Consider the following 20,782-nt stretch of genomic DNA (forward strand, 5'->3'; position numbering starts at 1 on the left):
TAATAAACTAAAGAATAGATATAATCATTATAAATAATAAATATAAATAATAAATCTTATATATGTAGATTTATATATATAAATTTTAGAAATAGGATAGAAATAGGAAAATAAATATTAAAATGGTTTTTATAAATATAAATTTATATTTTACAAAATAAATTAAAAATTTTTTATTAATCCAATAAATAAATAAATAATTTTTTTTTTTATTAATTTAGGGGTTTTTATGGCAAGTTTGGGGAAATCTTTTGCAGGTGGAATTTTACTAATTATAATGGGCATTATTATAATTGTACAAACAATAATCTTCCATTTTAAAGACATTTTTATGTTTGTTGGTATCATAGTTCTTATTGTAGGTGCTTTTTTAATTTTCTCTGGAGTTCATGCTAAATCTAAGCTAAAAGTTCCTAAACTTAATACTAAAGACAATAATCATAACCAAGGTTTTGATTTTGGGAATAATAATAAAAACAAGTCTTCTGATATTAGTTTAAGGAAAAAAATTCCCCCAATTTTATCTAAAAATGGTAAAAATAGTCAAAATTTTAATAATGGCAATTTAAATAAAGGAAGAAAAAAATCTAACAAAGTAAAAAAATTAAATAAATCTAATGGTTCCAAAGTTGTTAGCGACATTTTTTCACCTCCTCCAGAAGAAACTTATGTAAATGACAAAGAATTAATTATTAAACCTACATATAATAAACCTCATCCTATTTCTCGTCGTCCAAAAAAAAGATCAGTTCCTCTTACCTCTGTTGATTTGGATGATAGTAATATCCCTAATAATTTAAATAACAATCCAAATAATAATTTAAATAACAGATTAAATACAAACAATCAAAATGCTTCAAAAGATAATGAAATTTTAACTAAGCTTCAATCTGAAGATAATAATAATAATAATAATAATAATAATAATAATAATAATAATAATAATAATAATAATAATGGAAATGTTTCTTCTTCTGTTCCTGGTAGTAGTAATTATAATAAAAATAGCAAAGAAAATAATGTAGATAGCGAAAATGATAGTTATGTCTTATGTGAAAACAAATTTTTAACTACATTTAAAGCATTTGAACATATTGCTAAACGAGCCAATAAAGAATTATCTATTGAAACTATTAATTTAAAGTCAGCTAGTGAAGAATTTTTATCCACTTTGCTGTCATTAGATGTAAAAATTTTGTTAAAAAATTTTGATTTTAAAGATTTATCTTATGTGCTTTTATTAAGTTCTTTAATTGAACAAGGAGCAGAGGTAAGGGTTTCTGATTTTGTTAATACTACAAATATAATTGCTGATGATAATTATGCATTAATTATTTCAAGTAACGAAATAAATGATAATTTAGAAGTTGGGGCTCTTTACACTGATAAGAATCTTGTAGAAAATATTAAAAATTCGTTTGCTTCAACATGGGCAATTGCAAAAGTTTTAGAAATAAATTTGTCCCATGAATGATTTAATTTGTTATTTTTTGTTGAATATTTTTTAATATTTTATTTTTTAATATTTATTTTAATTAAAATTTTTTAAAACATTTTTAATGTTTTTTTTATATTTTAATTTTTTTTATTTTTATTGCTCTATTTTATTTTTATCTAATTGGAGGAGTATCATGGAAGTTAAATGGTTAGGACATTCAGCATTTCAAATTATTTCAGATAATGGAGTTAAATTATTAATTGATCCATTTATAAGTAACAATCCAAGCTGTTCTATTCCTGTTGAGGAAATTGATGCAGATTATATATTGTTAACTCATGGTCATTCAGATCATTTTGGAGACACATTAGAAATAGCTAACAGAACTGGTGCCACCACAATAGGAGTCCATGAAATTTCACTATTTGTATCAAAACAGGGTTTTAATACTATTGGAATGAATATTGGAGGTTATATTTTTATAAAAGACATTAAAATCACTATGTTAGAAGCAAAACATTCTGCATCTATTGATTTTACTGATGAAATTGTAGATGGTGGAGTTGCCTGTAGCTATTTAATTGAAAGTGAATCAGGTAAAAAAGTTTTCCATGGAGGAGATACAGGTTTATTTTCAGATATGAGAACAATTATTGGTGAAATTTATAAACCTGATTTAGCATTAATTCCAATTGGTGGGAAATTTACTATGGGTCCTTTTGAAGGAGCATTAGCTACAAATTGGATTAATCCTAAAATGGTTGTTCCTATTCATTATAATACCTTTCCTCCAATTGAGCAAGACACTACAATATTTTCTAACTTTGTATTTCAATTAAATCCAAATGTTGAGGTTATAATACTTAATCCAGGAGAACAGATCGATTTATGACAATTTATTATGTATTAAGTTTAATTTAATCATTTAAAGATTTAACTTAATATAGTTTAATATAAAGTTAGAATTGCATCATTAATATTATAATTCATGAATTAAGCAATGATTTTTTTAATATTTTTATTATTTTTATTATTTTTATTATTTTTATTTTATTATTTTATATTATTTTTTATATTATTCAGTATACTTTGAATTACTTTTTTTATAAATAATTTTAAAGTATCTTTATATACTATTAAATAAATAATTTTAATTGATAAAATTTTTTTAACAAATTTTGCTTATTGTTTAACTAGCCATTTTTTTTTAAAATAGCTTAAATGCTAGTTATTATTGTTAGTTATATTTTTATAAATATTTATGTGATAAAATGGGATTTTTTGATTTTATACGTAATTTCTTTAAAAAAAATAAAAAAATAGGATTAGGACTGTATGGTTCACCAAATTCTGGAAAAACCACTTTAGCAAATAAAATTGCTCAAGATTGGATGGGTAAAGAAATTGGTTCTGCATCTAATGTGCCTCATGAAACTAGGAAAGTTTTAAAAGAAGAAAAAGTAATAATTAAAAAAAATGGAAAAGAATTAGATTTTGATATTATTGACACTCCAGGAATTTCTACAAAAATAGATTATCATAATTTCTTAGAATATGGCTTAGAAGAAGAAAAAGCTAAAACAAGAGCAAAAGAAGCTACTAAGGGAATTATTGAAGCTATTAAATGGCTAGATGATGTTACTGGTGTCCTTTTAGTTATTGATTCAACTACTGATCCATTAACACAGACAAACATTACTATTGTAGGTAATCTTGAAGCACGCAAAATTCCATTTTTAATAGTTGCAAACAAGATTGATATGGAAGGTTCTAACACTGAAAGAATTGAATCAGTTTTTCCACAGCATAAAATTGTTCCAATTTCTGCATTAAATGGTGAAAATACGGATGAGCTTTATGAAGCTATGTTTAAGGAGTTTGCTTAGAGGGGTACTATGGAAGGATTAAAACTGGATTTTATATCTTTTGAAGCTATTGAAAATGCTACAAGCATGGAAAAAATTTACATGATTATAGAACGTGTAAAAGATGGTAGTGTTGTGGTTATGGAAGGTGGATTAAGCCCTGCTGAGAGAACTGAGCTCATAGAGACTACTATGAGAGAAATTGACATAGAAAAATTTGTAGGAATTGATGTTCATACTTTAGAAAAAGATGCAAAAGCCTTATTTGGACTTAAAAGAAAAAAACAAGTGGTTATAACTATAGTTGGTCCAGCAAATGTTATGCAAACTGTTAAAAAACAATCTAACTTATTGTCTGTTGTTGCAAAATTAGACAACAGCTAATTTTTTTTTTTTTTTTTTTTTTTTAAGATTTATATATGGACTATCATATGACTTAAATTAATTAATTTTAAGCTAATTTTAATTTAATTTTAAATTAATTAACTTTAAATAAATTTAAATTACTTTTAAAACTATAGTTTTAATCTTATCATTTCAAAAATTTTTGTGAGAAACTATGAATATTTGTGTAGAATGTGGAACTAAAATTCAAGATGGAGATATGTTGAATGGATGTCCTAAATGTGGAAATAAACGTTATAAGTTTATAAATCCAAATACTGAGAAGCGTAAAGCAGAAAAACTCGCAAAATCTAAAGATGAAGAGAAAAAAAAGAAAGAATCATCATTAGATAAAGCAGATGTTGAAAGTATAAAGGTTGAAGATAAAGGGATTTATGAACTAAATTTATCTAATGTATTAGAGGGTGAAACTGAAGTTTATTCAAGTAATGAGGGGCAATATAAAATAGATATAGGTTCTCTTTTACAAAAAAAGAAAAAAGATGATTAATTTTTGCTTTTTTTTAGATATTTTATAGCTTTTTCTTTATAGTTTTTATATTATTTATGTGTCATTTTCTATTGATTCTATGTCAAAAATTTATTATTTTATTTCAAGTCTTTTTTTCTTTTTCATTCTAATTTTATTTCTAGTTTTGGAATTATTACGATTTGTTTAACTGTTTTACTTATTATTTATTATTTATTTATTATTTATTTATTATTTATTTATTAATTTCTAATTATTTCACATTTTCCTGAGGGTAAGACTCTTACAACATCGTCTAAAGTAATTAAATTATTTTCATTAATTTTATGAAGAATCTCTTTAGCTATTTTTTCTTTTTTTTCATAACCTGGTCTAATTATTACATAATTTTTGGTGTGTGCTTTTAATGCATCTAATGGTCCAGCCATTATTTTTTTTCCTTGATAATCTACTATCCCAACAGCTATTTTTAAATCAGCACCACGAATATGATTTCTTTTTCCTCTCACTACAAAAGACCCTTTTGGAAGAAATTCACCAGATTCTGGACTTTTGCTAACCTGATTAGGATTTGTCCAATAAACATCTTGGCTTCCATAATTGTTTCCCCAAGCAGATGAAAATGAAGCTCCAAAAATGGCTGATTCTTTTAGTAGTTGATTTTTATTTTCATCATCTAATTCCTCTTGGCTTGTTTCTCCTAATTTTATTGCTACAGAAGGTGCACCATGCAAGTCTGCATGTAAATAAAGGTCATTGTTATCTAAGTGATTTTTAACAATATCTTCATTTGAATTGGCATCTCGTCCACCTATAACTAAAATTCCATTTGAAGAGATAAACCATCTTAGTTTTTCAAACCATTTTAAATCTTTTTTAACTCTTTTTTGTGGACTAGTAATTTTTTCAATCTCTATGGCTCTTTTGTCTTCCATTTTTTTAAGCTGGGCTTTAGTATTTTTAATAGCTATTAAAGCACCTTTTATTTTTCTTTTAGCTTTTTTAGCTTTTTCATAATAAATTTCAGCATTTTCTTCTATTGTTTCTTTTGAATCAATAAGTATTTTCATATCTTCAATATCAAGGATTAAATTTCCAAGTTTGTCTAAGGATTCAACAATTTGAGCTTCTTTTAATCCATCTTTTTTTGCTTTTTTCAAAATTTTTCCTATATCTATCCATGGATAGTCATTTTCTCTTGCAGTCTTTATTGTTTCTAATAAATTTTCTATTTCGCTATAGTGGGTGTAAAGAATGTCTCCTTTTGTTTTAGATAGAATTATAGTATTTTCAAAGTCTTTTAATGTTTCTTCTTGGAGTTTTAGTCTTTTTTCAAATTTATTTACTTTTTTGTTCCATACATTTTCTTTTGTTGAACTAATTTCAGCATTTATCTTTGAAGAGTAAAACTCATCTGTAGCTTCGTTAAAGCTGCCATAGTACTTTTTATCAAATTGTTTATAAAATTCAATGTCTATTGGAATGACATCTTTTGATTTTTTAGCTATTTCTCTTTGTAATTCTTTTTCATTTTCATTTAAATTTTTATTTGAATCTTCATTTAGATTTTTATTTTCTTTTTGTCCATTTACTTTTTCTTCTTTATTAGTATCTATCTCTAATTTTTCTTTTAAAACAATATTTGCTTTGAAATTTCTTTCTTTCAACGGTTTAAACACATCATTTATTGAATCAAATATAATACTTATCTCATTATTGTCTAAGCTTTTAGCAACCTTGTTTTTATTTATTCTTGATTTAATAAGTATTTCTTCTGAATAAATGTGTCCAAATCCATTTTTCGCTAATGTTCTTATAATATCGTCATCTGAATTTTTAAATAAGTCATATAATTCATTTATTTCTAAATTTAATGGATTTATTCCTTTTTTTGGAGGGTATTTGTATTCTTTTTTTGAACTAATGTCTCTATCACTCCACAACTTCCTTTTTAAAGGCATTATTATTTGGTTATTTTCATCTAAGAGTATTATGTTCCCTTTAGCAAATAGCTCTATTATTAAAGTATAACTTACATCCTTTTTCATTTTAATTTCTACAATCCTATCAAAATAATGTTGATTAATGCTTGTTATATGGGCTCCTTTCAAACGTTTTCTCAGTAACATAGGAAATGATGGAGGAATTAAAGGATTTTCTATTGGATATTGAGTTTTATGGATTCTAACTCCAGATTCTAAAACAAGATCAACCCTTCCAATTCCTTTAGCATTAAATCTCATTACCACAGTATCTTTATTTGGTTGAAAAGACTTATCTACCCTACTTCCAACTAATATATCATTTAATTCATGAACTATAGTAAATATATCCACATTAGACATTGATTTCATAATTACACTTTTTTTTATTCTAATTCTCCTTAAAAAACATTTATTCTTAAACTATATTTCATTCTTTTATTGTTATATACTTTTTTGAATTTATAATTTTTTAAATTTAAAAATTTTAAATTTAAATTTTTTAAAATTTAGAGTTTTCAATTTTTTAAATTTTTATAGAAAAATATTTATCTATTTAATTAATATAATAGTATTGAATAAACTTAATTTCTTGCATGTTTTGTTTTAAAAGAATTTTTTTATTAATTTTTTAATTTTTTAAGTCCAATTAAATTTATTTTTTTTCTTTTTTATTGGTTTATTTGGTGTTTTTATGTTTAAAAATATATTAGTTCCAACTGATGGGTCTAAATATGCTCAAAAAGCTGAAGATATAGCTATTGAAATGGCTTTTAAATATGATGCTAAAATATCAGCAGTATTTGTTTCATCACAGAATTCAACAGAGTTTTATGAAGATTTAGAAAATGATGGAGATAGAATTCTTCATAATGTTACAGAAAAAGCGAAAATTTTTGATGTTGAAGTTGTTGAACATTTGATTTCTGGGGATCCATTAAGAGATATGAAAATAATAGCTGCTCAATCAAAAGCAGACATTGTTGTAATTAGTCCATATGGGTCTAATCAGCATGACTATCAAAATAAAGATGAATGTTTATTTATAGGTAGTGTAGCTGATAGAATAATAAAAACATTTAAAATTCCAATTTTATTGGTTAAATAGAGTTAATTTCAAAAATTTTTATTAATTTCTACTTATTTTTATCTATTTCTACTTATTTTTATTTAATTTATTCATTAATTATTTTTAATTAATTTATAATATTTTTATGAATATAATTATTTATATCATGAAATACAATTATTATCTACTAAATATTTATTTATTATTTTAAGTTTTTTTTTTTTTAATTTAATGTATTTTTATAAGTTAAATTTTTAAGGTGATAAAATGGCAAAATTTAAATGCAAAGTCTGTGGATATGTATATGATGAGGATAATGGTGAAAAAAGAAGAGATTTAGCGGCTGGAACAAAATGGGATGATGTACCTGATACTTTTAAATGTCCTTCTTGTGGAGCACCTAAAAAAAGTTTTGTAGCAATTTAAATGATTTTTTAGCTTTTTTTTTTGATTATTGGCTTGAATTAAAAAAATTTTTAAAGGTGATTATTATGGTAAATGTGTGTACTTTATGCGGATATGAATACGACTCTTCAGTTGGCGACCCAGATAATAGTGTTGAATCAGGAACTGCTTTCAGTGATCTTCCAGATGATTGGGTTTGTCCAATGTGTGGAGCAGAAAAAACAATGTTTGCTGAAAAATAAAAATTATTTTGTTATTAGATTTATTGTTTTTTTTTATTTTTCCTTTTTTTCTTTTTTTTATTATTTGAATTATAATATTTTTTTCTTTTTTTAATTTCTAGTTTTCTTTTAGGCTGTAGAAACTATAGATATTTTTAGCTAAAAATTTAGAATAAATAAAGGAGTTTAAGTTACATTAGCTTTAAAAAATTATTTGTTGGTTTTTAAAAAGAATTTATAAATTATAAACTTCTTCTGGAGGGACAATAGCTATTTCATGCTTTTTTAAGATTTTAATAAGTAAATCTAAGTCTTTAGCTTGGAGAAGTAAAATAGCTTTTTCCGTTTTTTCATGTGTGAATGCATAAAGATATTCTAAATTAATATTATTATCTGTTAATATTTTTAATACACTAGAAAGCCCTCCAGGTGTATCTGAGAGCTCAACGCCTACAATTGGAGTTATTTTTACAATAAACTGCTTTTCTTCTAAAAGCTTTTTACCTTTTTCAGGATCATTTACAACAATTCTTAATATTCCAAACTCAGATGTATCAGCTAATGAAAGAGCTCGAATGTTTATTTTTCCAGTAGCTATTGTATTTAACGCCTCCCACAATCTACCTTTTTGATTTTCTAAAAATATGGATAATTGATTGATTTTCATTTTTTATCTCCTTAATTTTTATTTTTAAATTTTTTTAATCTTACTATTTTTTTTTTTTAATGACGTATTTTTTATAAAATAAAATGATTTATTTTTCAAGTAATTTTTGATCAAACTTTTTTTTAAAAAAGTTTGTCATTAATGTAAATTCCTTTTGTCAATGACTCTAACTGCTTTTCCTTCGCTTCTAGGAATACTTTTTGGACTTACAAGAGACACTTTTACTCTCAAACCAATTTCATTAAAGATATAATCTTCAATTTTCTGTTTAATATTAATCATTTCTTTAACATCGTCTGAGAAAAGATTTTGTGAAGCTTCTACTTTTACTTCAATTTCGTCCATTAAATGGGGTCTTGTAACAATGATCTGATAATGTGGCTCTATATTATCTATTTTAAGTAATGCTTTTTCTATTTGTGATGGGAAAACTGCAACACCTTTAACTTTTATCATATCATCGCTTCTACCAGTTATCCTTTCTATTCTAGCAGTATTACGGCCACATTCACATTCTGCATATGAAATAGTTGTTATGTCTTTTGTTCTAAATCGTATAAGTGGCATTCCTTCTCTTTCTAAATTAGTCAAAACCAATTCTCCTTCTGTTCCTTCATTTAATGTGTTTCCACTTTCAGAATCAATAATTTCTGGGTAGAAAAAGTCTTCTTGAAGATGTAACCCTTCTTGTATTTTACATTCAACAGCTACTCCAGGCCCCATTAATTCTGTTAGTCCATAAATATTGTATGCTGGAGCTTTAAAACGTTTTTCTATCGATTTTCTCATTTCATCTGTCCATATTTCAGCACCAAATCCAATGGCTTTTAAGTTGAGATTATTAAAGTCAACATTTTCTTCTTCAGCTAATTCAGCTAAATACATTCCATATGATGGTGTAAAAATCATAATTGATGTTCCAAAGTCTTTCATAATTTCTATTTGTCTTCTACTTTGTCCAGTTGAAATTGGGATTATTGTTGCTCCAATTTTATGAGATCCATAATGGACTCCAAATCCTCCTGTAAATAGCCCATATCCATGTGTGTTTTGAATAATATCTTCATCATCTGCACCCATCATTGTTAATCCTCTAGCTATTACTTCACCCCAGTTTTCTATATCTTTTGAAGTATAACCAGAAACAACAGGTTTTCCCGTGGTTCCTGATGAAGAATGAACTTCAATTATTTTTTTTCTATCAACTGCAAACATTCCAAATGGATAACTTTCTCTTAAGTCGTCTTTTGTAGTAAATGGAAGTTTTTCAATGTCTTTAAGAGTTTCAATATCTTCAGGATAAATTTCATATTCTGTGTATTTTTTACTATAGTAGGGAACATTATCAAAGACATTTTTAATAGTTTTTTGCAATTTAACAAGTTGTAGTTCTTTTATTTCTTCTCGAGAAGCACATTCAATTTTTTTATTCCATATCATTCATATACCTTCGATTTTATAATAATTTAACATCAGTTTTATATTATTTTACATCAATTTATATTAATTTTATAACATTAAAAAATATATAATTTATTATTTATATTAATTTTCATTTTTTTATCGCTTCTGTCAATTTAAGAACTTTGATTTAAAATTGTTTATTGTTTATTTTTTATTTTTATTTTTTTTATTTTTTATTTTTTTGACAAATATGATGATTTTTTTTTATTTTTATACATATTTTTATATATATTATGATTGAAGTTATTACTTATATTAAAAAATATAAAAATGATATTGCTAGTTTTAAATAATTATTATAAAGAAAATTAACTATAAAAAGACATTTTTACAAAATATTAAATTAAAAATAAATAATATAATTTTATTCATTATAATAAAATTGATATTGTAGTATAATAATAAAGTTAATAGTATATCTAATTAAAATTAGAGTTAAAATTAGAATTAAAGTTAAATTAAAGCTAAATTAAAAAAATGTGAAAAAATGACTAAATTTAATGACAGTTTATCTATTAGAGGAAATGTACTTAAAAACAGGATTGTAATGTTACCAATGAGGACATTTTCTTTTAATGGGGATGAAGGGAATTTTTATGGTCAAGAACATATTGATCATTATACTAAAGCAGCAAAAGGAGGAACTGGACTTATAATATTAGAAGCCACAGATGTTTCTGGAGTTTTAACAGAGGAGAATCAATGGACAAAATATTGTCAAAATGTTTTAAAAACCATTGCATACAATACAAAGTTTTATGGTGCTAAGGTAATGATGCAACTTTTCTGTGGAGGGGATAAAACAGTAGATATTAATAAAATTCCTAAAGAAAATATTGAAAAAAAGCAAAAAGAGATGCTTGAAGCAGCGATAAAATCTTATAAATTAGGTTTTGATGGTGTAGAATATCATTTTGCTCATGGTTTTTATTTATGTAAGTTTTTAGACTCAAGAGAAAACAAGCGTGATGATAATTTTGGAGGAAGTTTAGAGAAGAGAATTAAAATTTTAACTGATATTTTAGCAAAAATCCGTGAAAACACAGGAGATAACTTTATAGTTGGTGTTAGAATGGGATTATATATGCCAAACAATGAAGAAGGCATTGCTACAGCTAAATTACTTGAGGAAAAAGGTGTTGATTTTTTAGATATAACTTTTGGAATGGAAGAGCCAGCAAACAATGTGCCTTCTGATTTTGAATTAAGTCATATAGCTTATTCGGGATATATTATTAAACAAAATGTAAATATTCCTGTTATAGGTGTATATCATCTTAGAACACCTGAAGAAATTGAAATACTTTTAAAAAATGAATATGCTGATTTGGCAGGAGTTGGTAGAGGGATATTGGCCGACCCTGATTTTACAAAACATCTCTCATATAAAAAGGATTTAAAGAAATGTCTTGGATGTAATCCTTGCTTTTGGTATGAAGACCATACTAAATGCCCAGCACATACTATTCACAATATTTTAAACAAGTAAACTTAATTTAAACTATTAACAGAATTCATTAAGAAAAGTAAAGAAGATCATAGATTTTCTAATTTGTCTTGGACAAGTAAAGAAAAAAAAGAAAATATTTAATCGGCAAAGCTGTTTTTTCATCAATTCTGTCAAGTTAAGGAATTTTTAATATAATTTTCATGATAATTATTATAAATTGAAATCCTTGTATATAATCAATTTAAATCTTTTAATGAAACTAATGATAATTTTGAAAAAGATTTTTCTTAAGTTGACAGCATTGTTTTTTCATAGAAAAATATAAATCATATAAAAAATATATTTTATTAAATATAATTTTTTAGTATAGATATCTATATATAATTATTGTCTATAATTGTTGTCTATATATTATTAGAGGCATTTTTAATTATTTAGATTACTTTATACTTTTTTTAAATTTATAAATGATTTATGCATATTAAATACTTACTAATGACAGTTGTTGATAAAATGAAAGGATTATGGAAACTTCAATTAAGATTATGGATAGCAATGGCATTGTTATTTGCATTAGTATATGCAGTTGTCATTGTTGTAGCATCATTTTTGGGTATTGGATACTTCCAAGTATATCCTGCTTTAGGAATTATTATTGTAGCTGTTCAATATTGGCTTGGACCAAAACTTGTTGAATGGTCAATGAAAGTAAACTATGTAACAGAAGAACAGGCTCCTGATTTACATAGAATTGTTAGGGATTTAGCAGCTATTGCTAATATCCCTAAACCTAAAATTGGTGTTTCTGAAACTCCTGTTCCTAATGCATTTGCTTTTGGAAGATATAAAAGAGATGGAAGGGTTTGTGTAACAAGAGGACTTTTAAATATTCTAAGAGAAGATGAGGTTAAAGCAGTTTTAGGTCATGAATTAGGTCATATAAAACATAATGACATGATTATAACAACAATAGCTAGTGGAATTCCATTAATTTGTTACTATGTTGGAATATCATTTTTATTTTCACGAAGAGATAATGGTGCAGGTGTAATAATTGGTATTTTAGCATGGATAGCTTATTTTATAGGGCAGTTAATTGTTTTGTTCATCTCAAGAGTGAGGGAGTACTATGCAGACCAAGCAAGTGTTGAGTTTGGAAATTCACCAGATAAATTGGCTTCCGCATTATATAAACTTGTTTATGGTGCATCTCAAAGTGATAAAGAAGCTATTAAAGAAGTTAAAGGTAGTTCTGCATTATTTTTAAATGATGTTGGAAACTCAGACTTTGACATACATGAGCTTTCTCAAATAGACACTGATGGAGATGGAAATATTTCTCCATCAGAGCTTGCACAATTAAAATATAGAAAATTAAATCTTTCAACTTGGACTAAGTTTAAAGAGGCATTTTCTACACATCCCAATATGCTTAAAAGAATGGAGCGTCTTTCAAGGCTTCTCTAATTTTCTTATTTTTTTTAACCTTTATTTATTTATAACAAACTTTTAGAAAAAGTTTGATCAAAAGCTATTAGAAATAGAGCATTGTATTTTATAAGTAATGCTTTTATTAATTTTAAACAAACTTTTAGAAAAAGTTTGATCAAAAGCTATTAGAAATAGAGCATTGTATTTTATAAGTAATGCTTTTATTAATCTTAAATCTGTAAATGAATTATTTAGTTTTTAAAGTAAAAAAGTATTTAAATATAAATTTTTCAATATTCTGGTGTTATATGTCATTTGTTAAAGATAAAATGTTTGTTATTCCTGCTGTTGATATTAAGGATGGAAATTGTGTTCAATTGGTTCAAGGTAAACCTGGCACAGAAATGGTTAAAATACCAAATCCTGAACTTGTTGCTCTTGATTGGGAAAATCAAGGGGCTGAAATTCTCCATATTATTGATTTGGATGGAGCTATTCATGATAAAACTAATTTAATGGCTATTAAAAATATTTTGCACGAGGTTTCAGTTCCAATTCAGCTTGGTGGTGGAATTCGTTCCATTGATTATGCTAAAACACTTTTAGATTTAGATATTAATAGAATTATAATTGGAACAATGGGAATTAAAAACCCTGAAATCATTACTGAGCTTTCTGATGAGTATGGCTCTGACAGAATTATGATTTCATTAGATAGTAAAGACAACAAGGTTCTTATTAAAGGTTGGGCTGAAAACATAGATAAAAATCCATCTCAGTTGAGTAAAGAATTTGAAGTGGCTGGTGCAGGAAGTATTTTATTTACAAATGTTGATGTTGAAGGTTTAATTAATGGCTTCTACATTAATCCTTTAATTGAACTTCTTAACTCTACAAAACTTCCAATAGTTTATTCTGGTGGAGTAAGTTCTATTGAGGATTTAAAAGAGCTTAAACGTTCTAAGGTTAATGGTGTTGTTATAGGTTCAGCATTGTACAAAAATAAAATAGAGTTTAAAGAAGCTTTAAAAACTAAATAATCTCTTTTTTTTGGTGGAATTATGAAAATAGTTATGGCAACAGGCACATTTGATATTTTGCACCCAGGACATGGACTATATCTTAAAAAAGCAAAAGAATTGGGGGGAAGTGAAGCTAAATTAGTAGTTGTAGTTGCACGTGATTCTACTGTTAGAAAGAGAAAAAGAGTCCCTATAGTTGATGAAAACCAACGTTTAGAAATGATTAAAATGTTAAAATCCGTAGATGAAGCATATTTAGGTCATAATACAGATATGTTTAAAATAGTTAAAGAAATTAAGCCAAATATAATAGCTATTGGCAATGATCAAGAGTTTGATACTTCTAAATTACAAAAACAACTTGAATTAAATGGAATAGCAGTGGAAGTTAAAAGAGTGGACGATTATAAAAAATCTGAACTTGATAGTTCCTGTAAAATCATTAAAAAAATAAAAAACACAGACTTCCAACATTCATTGAGAAATTGTAAGTAATTTAATTAAAAAAAGCATTAACTTAATATACAATTCAAAGCAAATAGCTAATAATATAAAAAAAGTAAGTTAAATATCACCTATTTTAAATCAATAAAAATAAATTAATAAAATAGATGAATAGAAATAGATTAATAGAAATAAATTTATTATAAAAATAAAGTTTAAAAGAAGTTATTAAAAAATTAACTAAAAACAAACTATTAAAAATAAAATATTTTAATATAAAAAATTTAAATTAAAGAACTTATGAAAGCTCTTTAATTATGTGTTTGGATAATCTTTTAGCTAAAGCAAGAATAGCTATTATTGGAGGAGCTCCTGGTGCTTTTGGGATTACACTGGCATCACCAACATACAGCCCCTCTACTTCTGTTTTTAGGTCTGTGTCAACTATTTCTCCAATTGCTGCTGTTCCTCCTGGATGTGAAGCTCTTAGGTGGGTTGATGTGAATGTTGAAGGATCAACACCTGCTGCTGTTAAAATAGCTCCAGCTGTTGCAGCACCTTCAGATAAAAATCTTATGTCTTTTGTTGTATTTTCTTTAATAACTTCGCCATTTATAACTCTTCCAAGGGTGTCATCAGGTATTTTAACCATTATGCTTAAAATATCCCCAGTTCCTATTCCTTCTGGAACATTTTCCCCTATAAACATTGAGTAATGAGGTGCAAGAACAAAGTTCCTACCAAGATGTAATGCATTCATTAAAACTTCGCTGTTGTAATTAATATTATCTATTTTTCCACCTATAGAAACAAATGGATCTACAAATAGCTTTTCTCCAGCTTTAATTCCTATTTTTTGAAGTAAAGTTGCTGAGTTAATAGCTCCTGCAGATAAAATCACTAAGTTATCTTCAATAATTTTTTCTCCATCTTTTGATTTTACTTTAACTCCTTTTACTTGACCATCCTCTTTGATTATGTCTATTACTTCATGATCATCAAGTAATTCTGCCCCATTTTCAACAGCAATTTTAATAAAGTCTTGTCCTGTCCATTTTGCATTTACAGGGCATCCCCATGCACATTTTCCACATTGGGTGCAATCTTCTTCTCTGATGAACTTAGGCATTTTAATAACATTAAGTCCAAGTGATTGGGTGGCATCTATGAATTTTTTTGTTCCTACTCCAATATGAGAGTCATCCATTTGATGAATGCCAAGTAATTCTTCTACTTCATCTAATTCTTTTGAAATGTCTATTCCAATTTCTTTCATCTCATCTTCAAGTATTCTAACACCATTGCCTGCTGCAACAACACTTGACCCTCCAACACACTCGGTTTTTAAAAGGTCAAGAGTTTCATTTGTGTCATCATTGTAAGCATCACCAGAATCTTTAACATCAATGAAAGATCCTTTTTCTACTATGGTAACTGGAATTTTAGCTAATGCTAACTCTTGAGCCAATATTGACCCACCTACACCTGATCCAATAATTAATACCACATAATCACCTATTTTTTAATTTTTTTAAAAATTTTTGTATTTTAATTTCTTCTAAAACTTTTTTAAATTAAAGAAAATCATTTTTCAAGTAAATATCTTTTTATTAAATAAAAACTTTTTATAATATTCATTTTTCAATAGCCATTAAAAATAAAAGCAATTAAAAATCATTTTTATTTTGTTGTTTTTAAATAATATTTTTTTTAAATAAATATCTTTTAAGATAATTTTTTTAAGATAAATTTTTCATTAATATTTTTTAAAGATTAATTAATTAAAAATTTTTTAATTAAATAAAAATTTTATAAAATAATTTGAATTTATAGAATAATATTCTTATATATATTTAAATTTATAACAATTGTTATTTAAATATTGTTATTTAAATATTTTTATTTAAATATTTTTATTTAAATTATTTCCTTTTTGTTCCACTTATGTCAGTTTATAAGAAAAATACTAAATTTCTATTTAAATTTTAATTTATTTATAAAATATGAAAATTATTTTCTGATTTTGATGAAAATTACATATAAAAATCTTTAGTTGATATAGTGATAAGATAAGTAACAAAATATTTATATTAAAAAAATTATATAGATTATTGATAAAATATTTGCATTAAGACTTATATTTTACCAGATATTTACTATCGGAGGTGAAAATATGATGATTGAACTTGAAATACAACATTTCTGTTGTGGACCTAAAGGATGCGAAATTGAAATCGTATATGGTGAAATGATGGATGCAGAATAGGTTTAAGAATCATAGAACCATATTATTTTTTTAAAAATTTTTATTTTTTATTTTTTCTCATTTTTTTATATTTTGAATATTATTAATATTATTTTTTCTAATTTTTCTGTAATTTCATTATTTAACTTTTTACTTTTCATTTTTATTAAATATTTTTTTATTAAATTATTTTTTTATTAAATATTTTTTTATTAAATTATTTTATTATTCAATGATTATTAATATAATAAACAATTTAGATACTTTATTTTTGCTTTTTTTTTTATGTTAAATGAAGAAAATATCATAATTAAAAATCCACTTGAAGTTGATATTAATCTTGCTTCAGTTTACCCCAACCTTTATAGAACTGCTATGTCATCTTTAGGTTATCAAATAATCTATGGAATGGTTAATGCTCGAGAAGACTCATTTTGTGAAAGAGTAATTTATCCAAATCATCGCAGCATTGAAACAAATACTCCATTAAGTGAATTTGATATTGTAAGCTTTACAATTCAATATGAACAGGATTATTTTAATGTTTTAAAGATTTTAAAAGCATCTAACATCCCACTAAAAGTAGAAGATAGGTTAAATGAAAAAGATAATAGCTATCCATTAATAATAGCAGGTGGACCATGTATAAGTTCTAATCCTCTACCTTTAGCTGATTTTGTTGATTTGTTTATTATTGGAGAAGGTGAAGTGGTTTTAGATAAATTTTTAGATAAGTTTAAAACCTTGAACAATCCAAAAAAAGAAATAGAATCTTTTTTAGATATTGAAGGAATTTATTTATATGATAAATTAGTTAAAAGAATGATTGTAAGTGATATGGATGATGCATTTCATCTAAACTCTCCCATTGTTACTAAAACTGATGAATCAGATTTTAAACCTGCCCTTGGAAATTCAATACTTTTAAATGTTTCAAGAGGATGTTTTAGATCTTGTAAATTCTGTATGTCTGGTTATCTCTATCGACCAATGAGAGAAACATCTTTAAATAAGTTACTTAATACTGCAATTGATGCAAGAGACAAGACAGGATTAAATAAGATTTCTCTTGTTGCTCCATCAGTTTCTGACTATTCACAAATTGATGAGCTAAGTAAAAAGCTATTGGATTTAGGATTTGATATTTCAATGCCATCTCTTAGGATTGAATCTATTACAAAGGAAACTTTAGAAAATTTAAAAGAGTCTGGAGCCAAATCAATTACTTTAGCCCCAGAATCAATTTATACTTTAAGAAAAAGATTAAACAAGGATATAAATGATGAAAAAATTTTTCAAGTCATTGAAGAAGCATTTAAACTAAACTTCAATATAAAATTCTATTTTTTAATAGGAATTCCTGGAGAAAATATGGTCTCTATTGAAGAGCTTGTTGAATATATTAAATACATTAACACCTTAAAAAATAGTATAACACCTAAATCTAAGATTAAATTTTCTGTTAATCCACTAATTCCAAAATCTCATACTCCTTTTCAATGGATGGGATATGACATTAAAGATATTAAGAAAAAAATAAGGCTCATGAAAAAAGAATTAAAAAATTTTGATATAAAATTTGATAGTCCTAAAATGGGATTGATCCAATATGTTTTATCCACAAAAGGAAGGGAAATAGGTGAATTAATTCAAAAATCTATTCCAGATATTTTAGATAAGAATAATTTTGATGATTTAAAAATAGATATTAAACAATGGAACCAACATTCAAAAGGATATAAAATTGAGGATGATTTACCATGGAAAAACATAGATATTGGAATCAAAGAATCATTTTTCAAAAAACAGTATGAACAATTGTTAAATGATTATGATTAATTATTATTTAACTTTTTAATAACATTAATAATTGAAAAATACTACTTATCCACTTTTAATAGTAAACTTTCTCATCAAAATTCTCATAGTCCCGAATTTTTAACAATCTTTTTTTGTTTATAAATTAATCCTCTTTTTTTCTTATTTCTCTTTTTTTTTTCTCTTCCTTTTTCTTTCTTTCTTTTCTTTGCAATATTTTATTGAAAGATTTAGTTGTTTCTCTCTATTTTCATCTATAAAAAAAAATTTTGAAGAGAAAAGGAGAATTGGGTTTATTTAATCAATTTAAAATCAATTTTAAATTATATAAAATTTAAAATTTAAAATTTTGAATCGTGATACATCCTACATTACAATTTTAATATTTTTAAAAGTTTTATAAAAGTATATATCATTAAAAATCTATAAGGTTATATATAAATATATATAAAAATTTTAATTTTTTTTTTAAAAACTAATATAGGTGGGATTAAGATGATTAATAAAGAAGGCACTGGAAAAAAGAATAGTTTATTGTTCTTAATAATATTAATATCTGTTTTTCTAGCTATTGGGATGATTGGTAGTGTAAGTGCTGCTAATCAAACCATAACCAATACTACCGATGGTGGGCTAAAAACAGCTATTGACACTGTTGGGGACAGTGAAACTATATTTTTAGAAGATGGGGTTTATTTTGGTGAGAATAATACCGGAATAGCTATTAATAAAAATTTAACTATTCAAGGTAAAGGTAATAATGTTTTATTTGATGGTAAAAAGCAAGATTCCATATTTACTATTAATAGTAATGTTAAAGTAGAATTAAATAATATATACTTTAAAAATGGAGCTAGTAACTTTGGTGGAGCTATTGTTGCTGGAGATAACAGCACTGTTACAGTAACTAATTGTGTTTTTGCAAACAATAGTGCAAGTACTGATGGTGGTGCCATTTTCTTTACCAATGGTAACTTAACTATAAAAAATTCCCAATTTATAGCTAATACTGCTAGTGGTGCAGGTGGTGCTATAGGTATTATGGCAACAGGCACTCTTAAAGTTTATAATACTAAATTTTTAGGAAATAAAGGAAAAAATGGTGGAGCTATTGGTTCTTTATTCGCCAATATTACTATAACAGATTCTTACTTTAGAGGTAACTCTTATGAAGAAATTTATAATACTTATGGAAATTTAGTCATGACAAATACTGATATTTCTTCTTCTACCAATTTTTATGTTAGTGAGTATACAACTGTAAATGAAATAAATAGCTGGATAGTAAAAGCAAAAACTGGAGGAAATTTAATATTTGAAACTCCTTCTTACAAGTTAACAGACACAATAAATATTAAAAAAGCTTTAAACATTAAAAGTACCAATAATACTATAATAAATTTCTACAAAAACAAAGCAGATATTTTTAATGCATCAGTTAGTGGAGTTAAATTCCAATCTTTAACAATCAACTTTTATGGTAATGGAACTAGCAGTATAGGTTATGCAGCGATTAACTCAAATGCTAAATCTCTTACTAACATATCTATTAGCAATGTTAAAATTAACTTATATGGAAATTATATTATTGGAGTAAATATTGATAATTGGAAAGGTAACATTGTTAAATCAATCATAAAAACTTCAAATAACAAAGTTAATGTTGGAATTTCATCTAATAAATGGATAGGTAGTATTTCTGACAGTTCCATAATAATTAAAGGCAGCTACTCAAATGGAGGTATTTATTCTAAGGATTGGGTTGGTAATATTCTAAATTCTAATATTTCTGTAAGTGGGGATATTAATACAGTTGCTGTTTTGAGTTCTAAATGGAATGGTAAAGTTCAAAATTCTAAAATAACTGCTACTGGAAAAGCACCTGCTGCATTTGCTGCTCTTGATTCAAAGGGAACAATTTCTAAAAGCACAATAACTGCTAAGTCTGGGTGTCCTGTAATGGTATCTGATCAAGTGACTGTTAAATCATCTAAACTTACAGCAAAAAAAGGATATCTTAAAATCTTTAGATATAGACCAGATTTAATATTATACAAAAATGCCATAACAAGATCAGGTAATAGCTATAAGTTTAAAGTATATAATGATGGGTATTTACCTTCAAAAGCAACTTACTTAAGAATTAAGTATAATGGAAAATATAAAAATTACAAGATTAAAGCTTTAAATCCTAAAAAATCTCTTAGTTTCAAGGTAACAATACCATCAAAGTATGCCAATAAAAAGTATACTAAATATTTAATCCTTGATTCACCAAAAAAAGTTAAAGAATTAGATGAAGGTAACACATGGTATTTTAAATTCTAAAATAGAGGTTTATAAATAATATTAGAATTTCTTTTTTTTTTTTTTTTTTTTTTTTTTTT

Annotated in this window: 18 protein-coding genes; 14 read left to right on the forward strand and 4 right to left on the reverse strand. The window is 25.3% G+C overall.

The annotated features are described in order from the left end of the window. Nucleotides 1–229: 229 nt before the first annotated feature. The 5 genes from MBCUR_RS05260 to MBCUR_RS05280 all read left to right on the forward strand — a co-directional run bounded on the left by MBCUR_RS05260 (nucleotide 230) and on the right by MBCUR_RS05280 (nucleotide 4,198). A complete protein-coding gene (locus MBCUR_RS05260; protein ID WP_067091166.1) occupies nucleotides 230–1,474 on the forward strand; it encodes a phospholipase D-like domain-containing protein in 1,245 nt (414 codons plus the stop codon). Nucleotides 1,475–1,631: 157 nt separating this feature from the next. Continuing rightward, complete coding sequence (locus tag MBCUR_RS05265) at nucleotides 1,632–2,330, forward strand: metal-dependent hydrolase (protein ID WP_067091169.1); 699 nt, start codon at nucleotides 1,632–1,634, stop codon at nucleotides 2,328–2,330. 379 nt (nucleotides 2,331–2,709) lie between these two features. Next, the gene (locus tag MBCUR_RS05270; RefSeq protein ID WP_067091172.1) at nucleotides 2,710–3,324 is read left to right on the forward strand and encodes an Era-like GTP-binding protein; all 615 of its coding nucleotides are present in this window, start codon (nucleotides 2,710–2,712) and stop codon (nucleotides 3,322–3,324) included. 9 nt (nucleotides 3,325–3,333) lie between these two features. Further along, nucleotides 3,334–3,687, forward strand: coding sequence for an OapB/ArvB family protein (locus MBCUR_RS05275; RefSeq protein WP_067091174.1), 354 nt, complete (start codon nucleotides 3,334–3,336; stop codon nucleotides 3,685–3,687). Between the two features lie 175 nt (nucleotides 3,688–3,862). Then, nucleotides 3,863–4,198 carry an OapC/ArvC family zinc-ribbon domain-containing protein gene (locus MBCUR_RS05280; RefSeq protein ID WP_067091177.1) on the forward strand — a complete coding sequence of 112 codons (336 nt, stop codon included), beginning with the start codon at nucleotides 3,863–3,865 and terminating at the stop codon, nucleotides 4,196–4,198. Between the two features lie 221 nt (nucleotides 4,199–4,419). On the opposite strand, the gene rqcH is transcribed toward MBCUR_RS05280, so the two are convergent. Then, nucleotides 4,420–6,531, reverse strand: coding sequence for a ribosome rescue protein RqcH (gene rqcH, locus MBCUR_RS05285; protein ID WP_067091180.1), 2,112 nt, complete (start codon nucleotides 6,529–6,531; stop codon nucleotides 4,420–4,422). A 322-nt stretch (nucleotides 6,532–6,853) separates the two neighbouring features. On the opposite strand from rqcH, the gene MBCUR_RS05290 reads away from it, so the two are divergent. The 3 genes from MBCUR_RS05290 to MBCUR_RS05300 all read left to right on the forward strand — a co-directional run bounded on the left by MBCUR_RS05290 (nucleotide 6,854) and on the right by MBCUR_RS05300 (nucleotide 7,875). Continuing rightward, nucleotides 6,854–7,267: a universal stress protein gene (locus MBCUR_RS05290; protein ID WP_067091183.1), complete on the forward strand. Its 414-nt coding sequence runs from the start codon at nucleotides 6,854–6,856 to the stop codon at nucleotides 7,265–7,267. Nucleotides 7,268–7,495: 228 nt separating this feature from the next. Continuing rightward, nucleotides 7,496–7,654 carry a rubredoxin gene (locus tag MBCUR_RS05295; RefSeq protein WP_067091186.1) on the forward strand — a complete coding sequence of 53 codons (159 nt, stop codon included), beginning with the start codon at nucleotides 7,496–7,498 and terminating at the stop codon, nucleotides 7,652–7,654. Nucleotides 7,655–7,719: 65 nt separating this feature from the next. Then, nucleotides 7,720–7,875, forward strand: a complete 156-nt coding sequence (locus MBCUR_RS05300) for a rubredoxin (protein ID WP_067091189.1) — start codon at nucleotides 7,720–7,722, stop codon at nucleotides 7,873–7,875. Nucleotides 7,876–8,089: 214 nt separating this feature from the next. On the opposite strand, the gene MBCUR_RS05305 is transcribed toward MBCUR_RS05300, so the two are convergent. Next, nucleotides 8,090–8,521: an ACT domain-containing protein gene (locus MBCUR_RS05305; RefSeq protein WP_067091192.1), complete on the reverse strand. Its 432-nt coding sequence runs from the start codon at nucleotides 8,519–8,521 to the stop codon at nucleotides 8,090–8,092. Between the two features lie 138 nt (nucleotides 8,522–8,659). Then, nucleotides 8,660–9,961 (reverse strand): phenylacetate--CoA ligase family protein, encoded by a 1,302-nt coding sequence (locus MBCUR_RS05310; protein ID WP_067091195.1) that lies wholly within the window; start codon nucleotides 9,959–9,961, stop codon nucleotides 8,660–8,662. Between the two features lie 511 nt (nucleotides 9,962–10,472). Between MBCUR_RS05310 and MBCUR_RS05315 the strand changes: the two genes are divergently transcribed. From MBCUR_RS05315 to MBCUR_RS05330, 4 genes are all read left to right on the forward strand, one after another. Further along, nucleotides 10,473–11,474 carry an NADH:flavin oxidoreductase gene (locus tag MBCUR_RS05315; protein ID WP_067091197.1) on the forward strand — a complete coding sequence of 334 codons (1,002 nt, stop codon included), beginning with the start codon at nucleotides 10,473–10,475 and terminating at the stop codon, nucleotides 11,472–11,474. 474 nt (nucleotides 11,475–11,948) lie between these two features. Then, nucleotides 11,949–12,902 (forward strand): zinc metalloprotease HtpX, encoded by a 954-nt coding sequence (locus tag MBCUR_RS05320; RefSeq protein ID WP_067091211.1) that lies wholly within the window; start codon nucleotides 11,949–11,951, stop codon nucleotides 12,900–12,902. Between the two features lie 272 nt (nucleotides 12,903–13,174). Then, nucleotides 13,175–13,906 (forward strand): 1-(5-phosphoribosyl)-5-[(5-phosphoribosylamino)methylideneamino]imidazole-4-carboxamide isomerase, encoded by a 732-nt coding sequence (gene hisA / locus MBCUR_RS05325; RefSeq protein ID WP_067091200.1) that lies wholly within the window; start codon nucleotides 13,175–13,177, stop codon nucleotides 13,904–13,906. Between the two features lie 21 nt (nucleotides 13,907–13,927). Then, nucleotides 13,928–14,383, forward strand: coding sequence for an adenylyltransferase/cytidyltransferase family protein (locus MBCUR_RS05330; RefSeq protein WP_211265129.1), 456 nt, complete (start codon nucleotides 13,928–13,930; stop codon nucleotides 14,381–14,383). A gap of 247 nt (nucleotides 14,384–14,630) precedes the next feature. Here MBCUR_RS05330 and MBCUR_RS05335 read toward each other — a convergent pair whose 3' ends face one another. Next, on the reverse strand, nucleotides 14,631–15,839 hold the full coding sequence (locus MBCUR_RS05335; protein WP_067091203.1) for a GMC family oxidoreductase N-terminal domain-containing protein: 1,209 nt from the start codon (nucleotides 15,837–15,839) through the stop codon (nucleotides 14,631–14,633). A 1,023-nt stretch (nucleotides 15,840–16,862) separates the two neighbouring features. Between MBCUR_RS05335 and MBCUR_RS05340 the strand changes: the two genes are divergently transcribed. Beyond that, complete coding sequence (locus MBCUR_RS05340) at nucleotides 16,863–18,416, forward strand: radical SAM protein (RefSeq protein WP_067091206.1); 1,554 nt, start codon at nucleotides 16,863–16,865, stop codon at nucleotides 18,414–18,416. 474 nt (nucleotides 18,417–18,890) lie between these two features. Beyond that, entirely contained in the window at nucleotides 18,891–20,723 is a 1,833-nt protein-coding gene (locus MBCUR_RS05345; protein ID WP_067091208.1) for an autotransporter outer membrane beta-barrel domain-containing protein, read from the forward strand. Nucleotides 20,724–20,782 lie beyond the last annotated feature (59 nt).

The sequence above is a fragment of the Methanobrevibacter curvatus genome (assembly GCF_001639295.1).
Lineage (GTDB): Archaea > Methanobacteriota > Methanobacteria > Methanobacteriales > Methanobacteriaceae > Methanoflexus > Methanoflexus curvatus.

What these genes read in the sequence shown, in the direction of transcription:
- MBCUR_RS05260 (WP_067091166.1), top strand. Translation starts at nt 230, where the DNA reads ATGGCAAGTTTGGGGAAATCTTTTGCAGGTGGAATTTTACTAATTATA.
- MBCUR_RS05295 (WP_067091186.1), top strand. Translation starts at nt 7,496, where the DNA reads ATGGCAAAATTTAAATGCAAAGTCTGTGGATATGTATATGATGAGGAT.
- rqcH (WP_067091180.1), bottom strand. Translation starts at nt 6,531, where the DNA reads ATGAAATCAATGTCTAATGTGGATATATTTACTATAGTTCATGAATTA.
- MBCUR_RS05330 (WP_211265129.1), top strand. Translation starts at nt 13,928, where the DNA reads ATGAAAATAGTTATGGCAACAGGCACATTTGATATTTTGCACCCAGGA.
- MBCUR_RS05345 (WP_067091208.1), top strand. Translation starts at nt 18,891, where the DNA reads ATGATTAATAAAGAAGGCACTGGAAAAAAGAATAGTTTATTGTTCTTA.
- MBCUR_RS05300 (WP_067091189.1), top strand. Translation starts at nt 7,720, where the DNA reads ATGGTAAATGTGTGTACTTTATGCGGATATGAATACGACTCTTCAGTT.
- MBCUR_RS05340 (WP_067091206.1), top strand. Translation starts at nt 16,863, where the DNA reads ATGTTAAATGAAGAAAATATCATAATTAAAAATCCACTTGAAGTTGAT.
- MBCUR_RS05290 (WP_067091183.1), top strand. Translation starts at nt 6,854, where the DNA reads ATGTTTAAAAATATATTAGTTCCAACTGATGGGTCTAAATATGCTCAA.
- MBCUR_RS05315 (WP_067091197.1), top strand. Translation starts at nt 10,473, where the DNA reads ATGACTAAATTTAATGACAGTTTATCTATTAGAGGAAATGTACTTAAA.
- MBCUR_RS05320 (WP_067091211.1), top strand. Translation starts at nt 11,949, where the DNA reads ATGAAAGGATTATGGAAACTTCAATTAAGATTATGGATAGCAATGGCA.
- MBCUR_RS05275 (WP_067091174.1), top strand. Translation starts at nt 3,334, where the DNA reads ATGGAAGGATTAAAACTGGATTTTATATCTTTTGAAGCTATTGAAAAT.
- MBCUR_RS05280 (WP_067091177.1), top strand. Translation starts at nt 3,863, where the DNA reads ATGAATATTTGTGTAGAATGTGGAACTAAAATTCAAGATGGAGATATG.
- hisA (WP_067091200.1), top strand. Translation starts at nt 13,175, where the DNA reads ATGTCATTTGTTAAAGATAAAATGTTTGTTATTCCTGCTGTTGATATT.
- MBCUR_RS05305 (WP_067091192.1), bottom strand. Translation starts at nt 8,521, where the DNA reads ATGAAAATCAATCAATTATCCATATTTTTAGAAAATCAAAAAGGTAGA.
- MBCUR_RS05310 (WP_067091195.1), bottom strand. Translation starts at nt 9,961, where the DNA reads ATGATATGGAATAAAAAAATTGAATGTGCTTCTCGAGAAGAAATAAAA.
- MBCUR_RS05265 (WP_067091169.1), top strand. Translation starts at nt 1,632, where the DNA reads ATGGAAGTTAAATGGTTAGGACATTCAGCATTTCAAATTATTTCAGAT.
- MBCUR_RS05270 (WP_067091172.1), top strand. Translation starts at nt 2,710, where the DNA reads ATGGGATTTTTTGATTTTATACGTAATTTCTTTAAAAAAAATAAAAAA.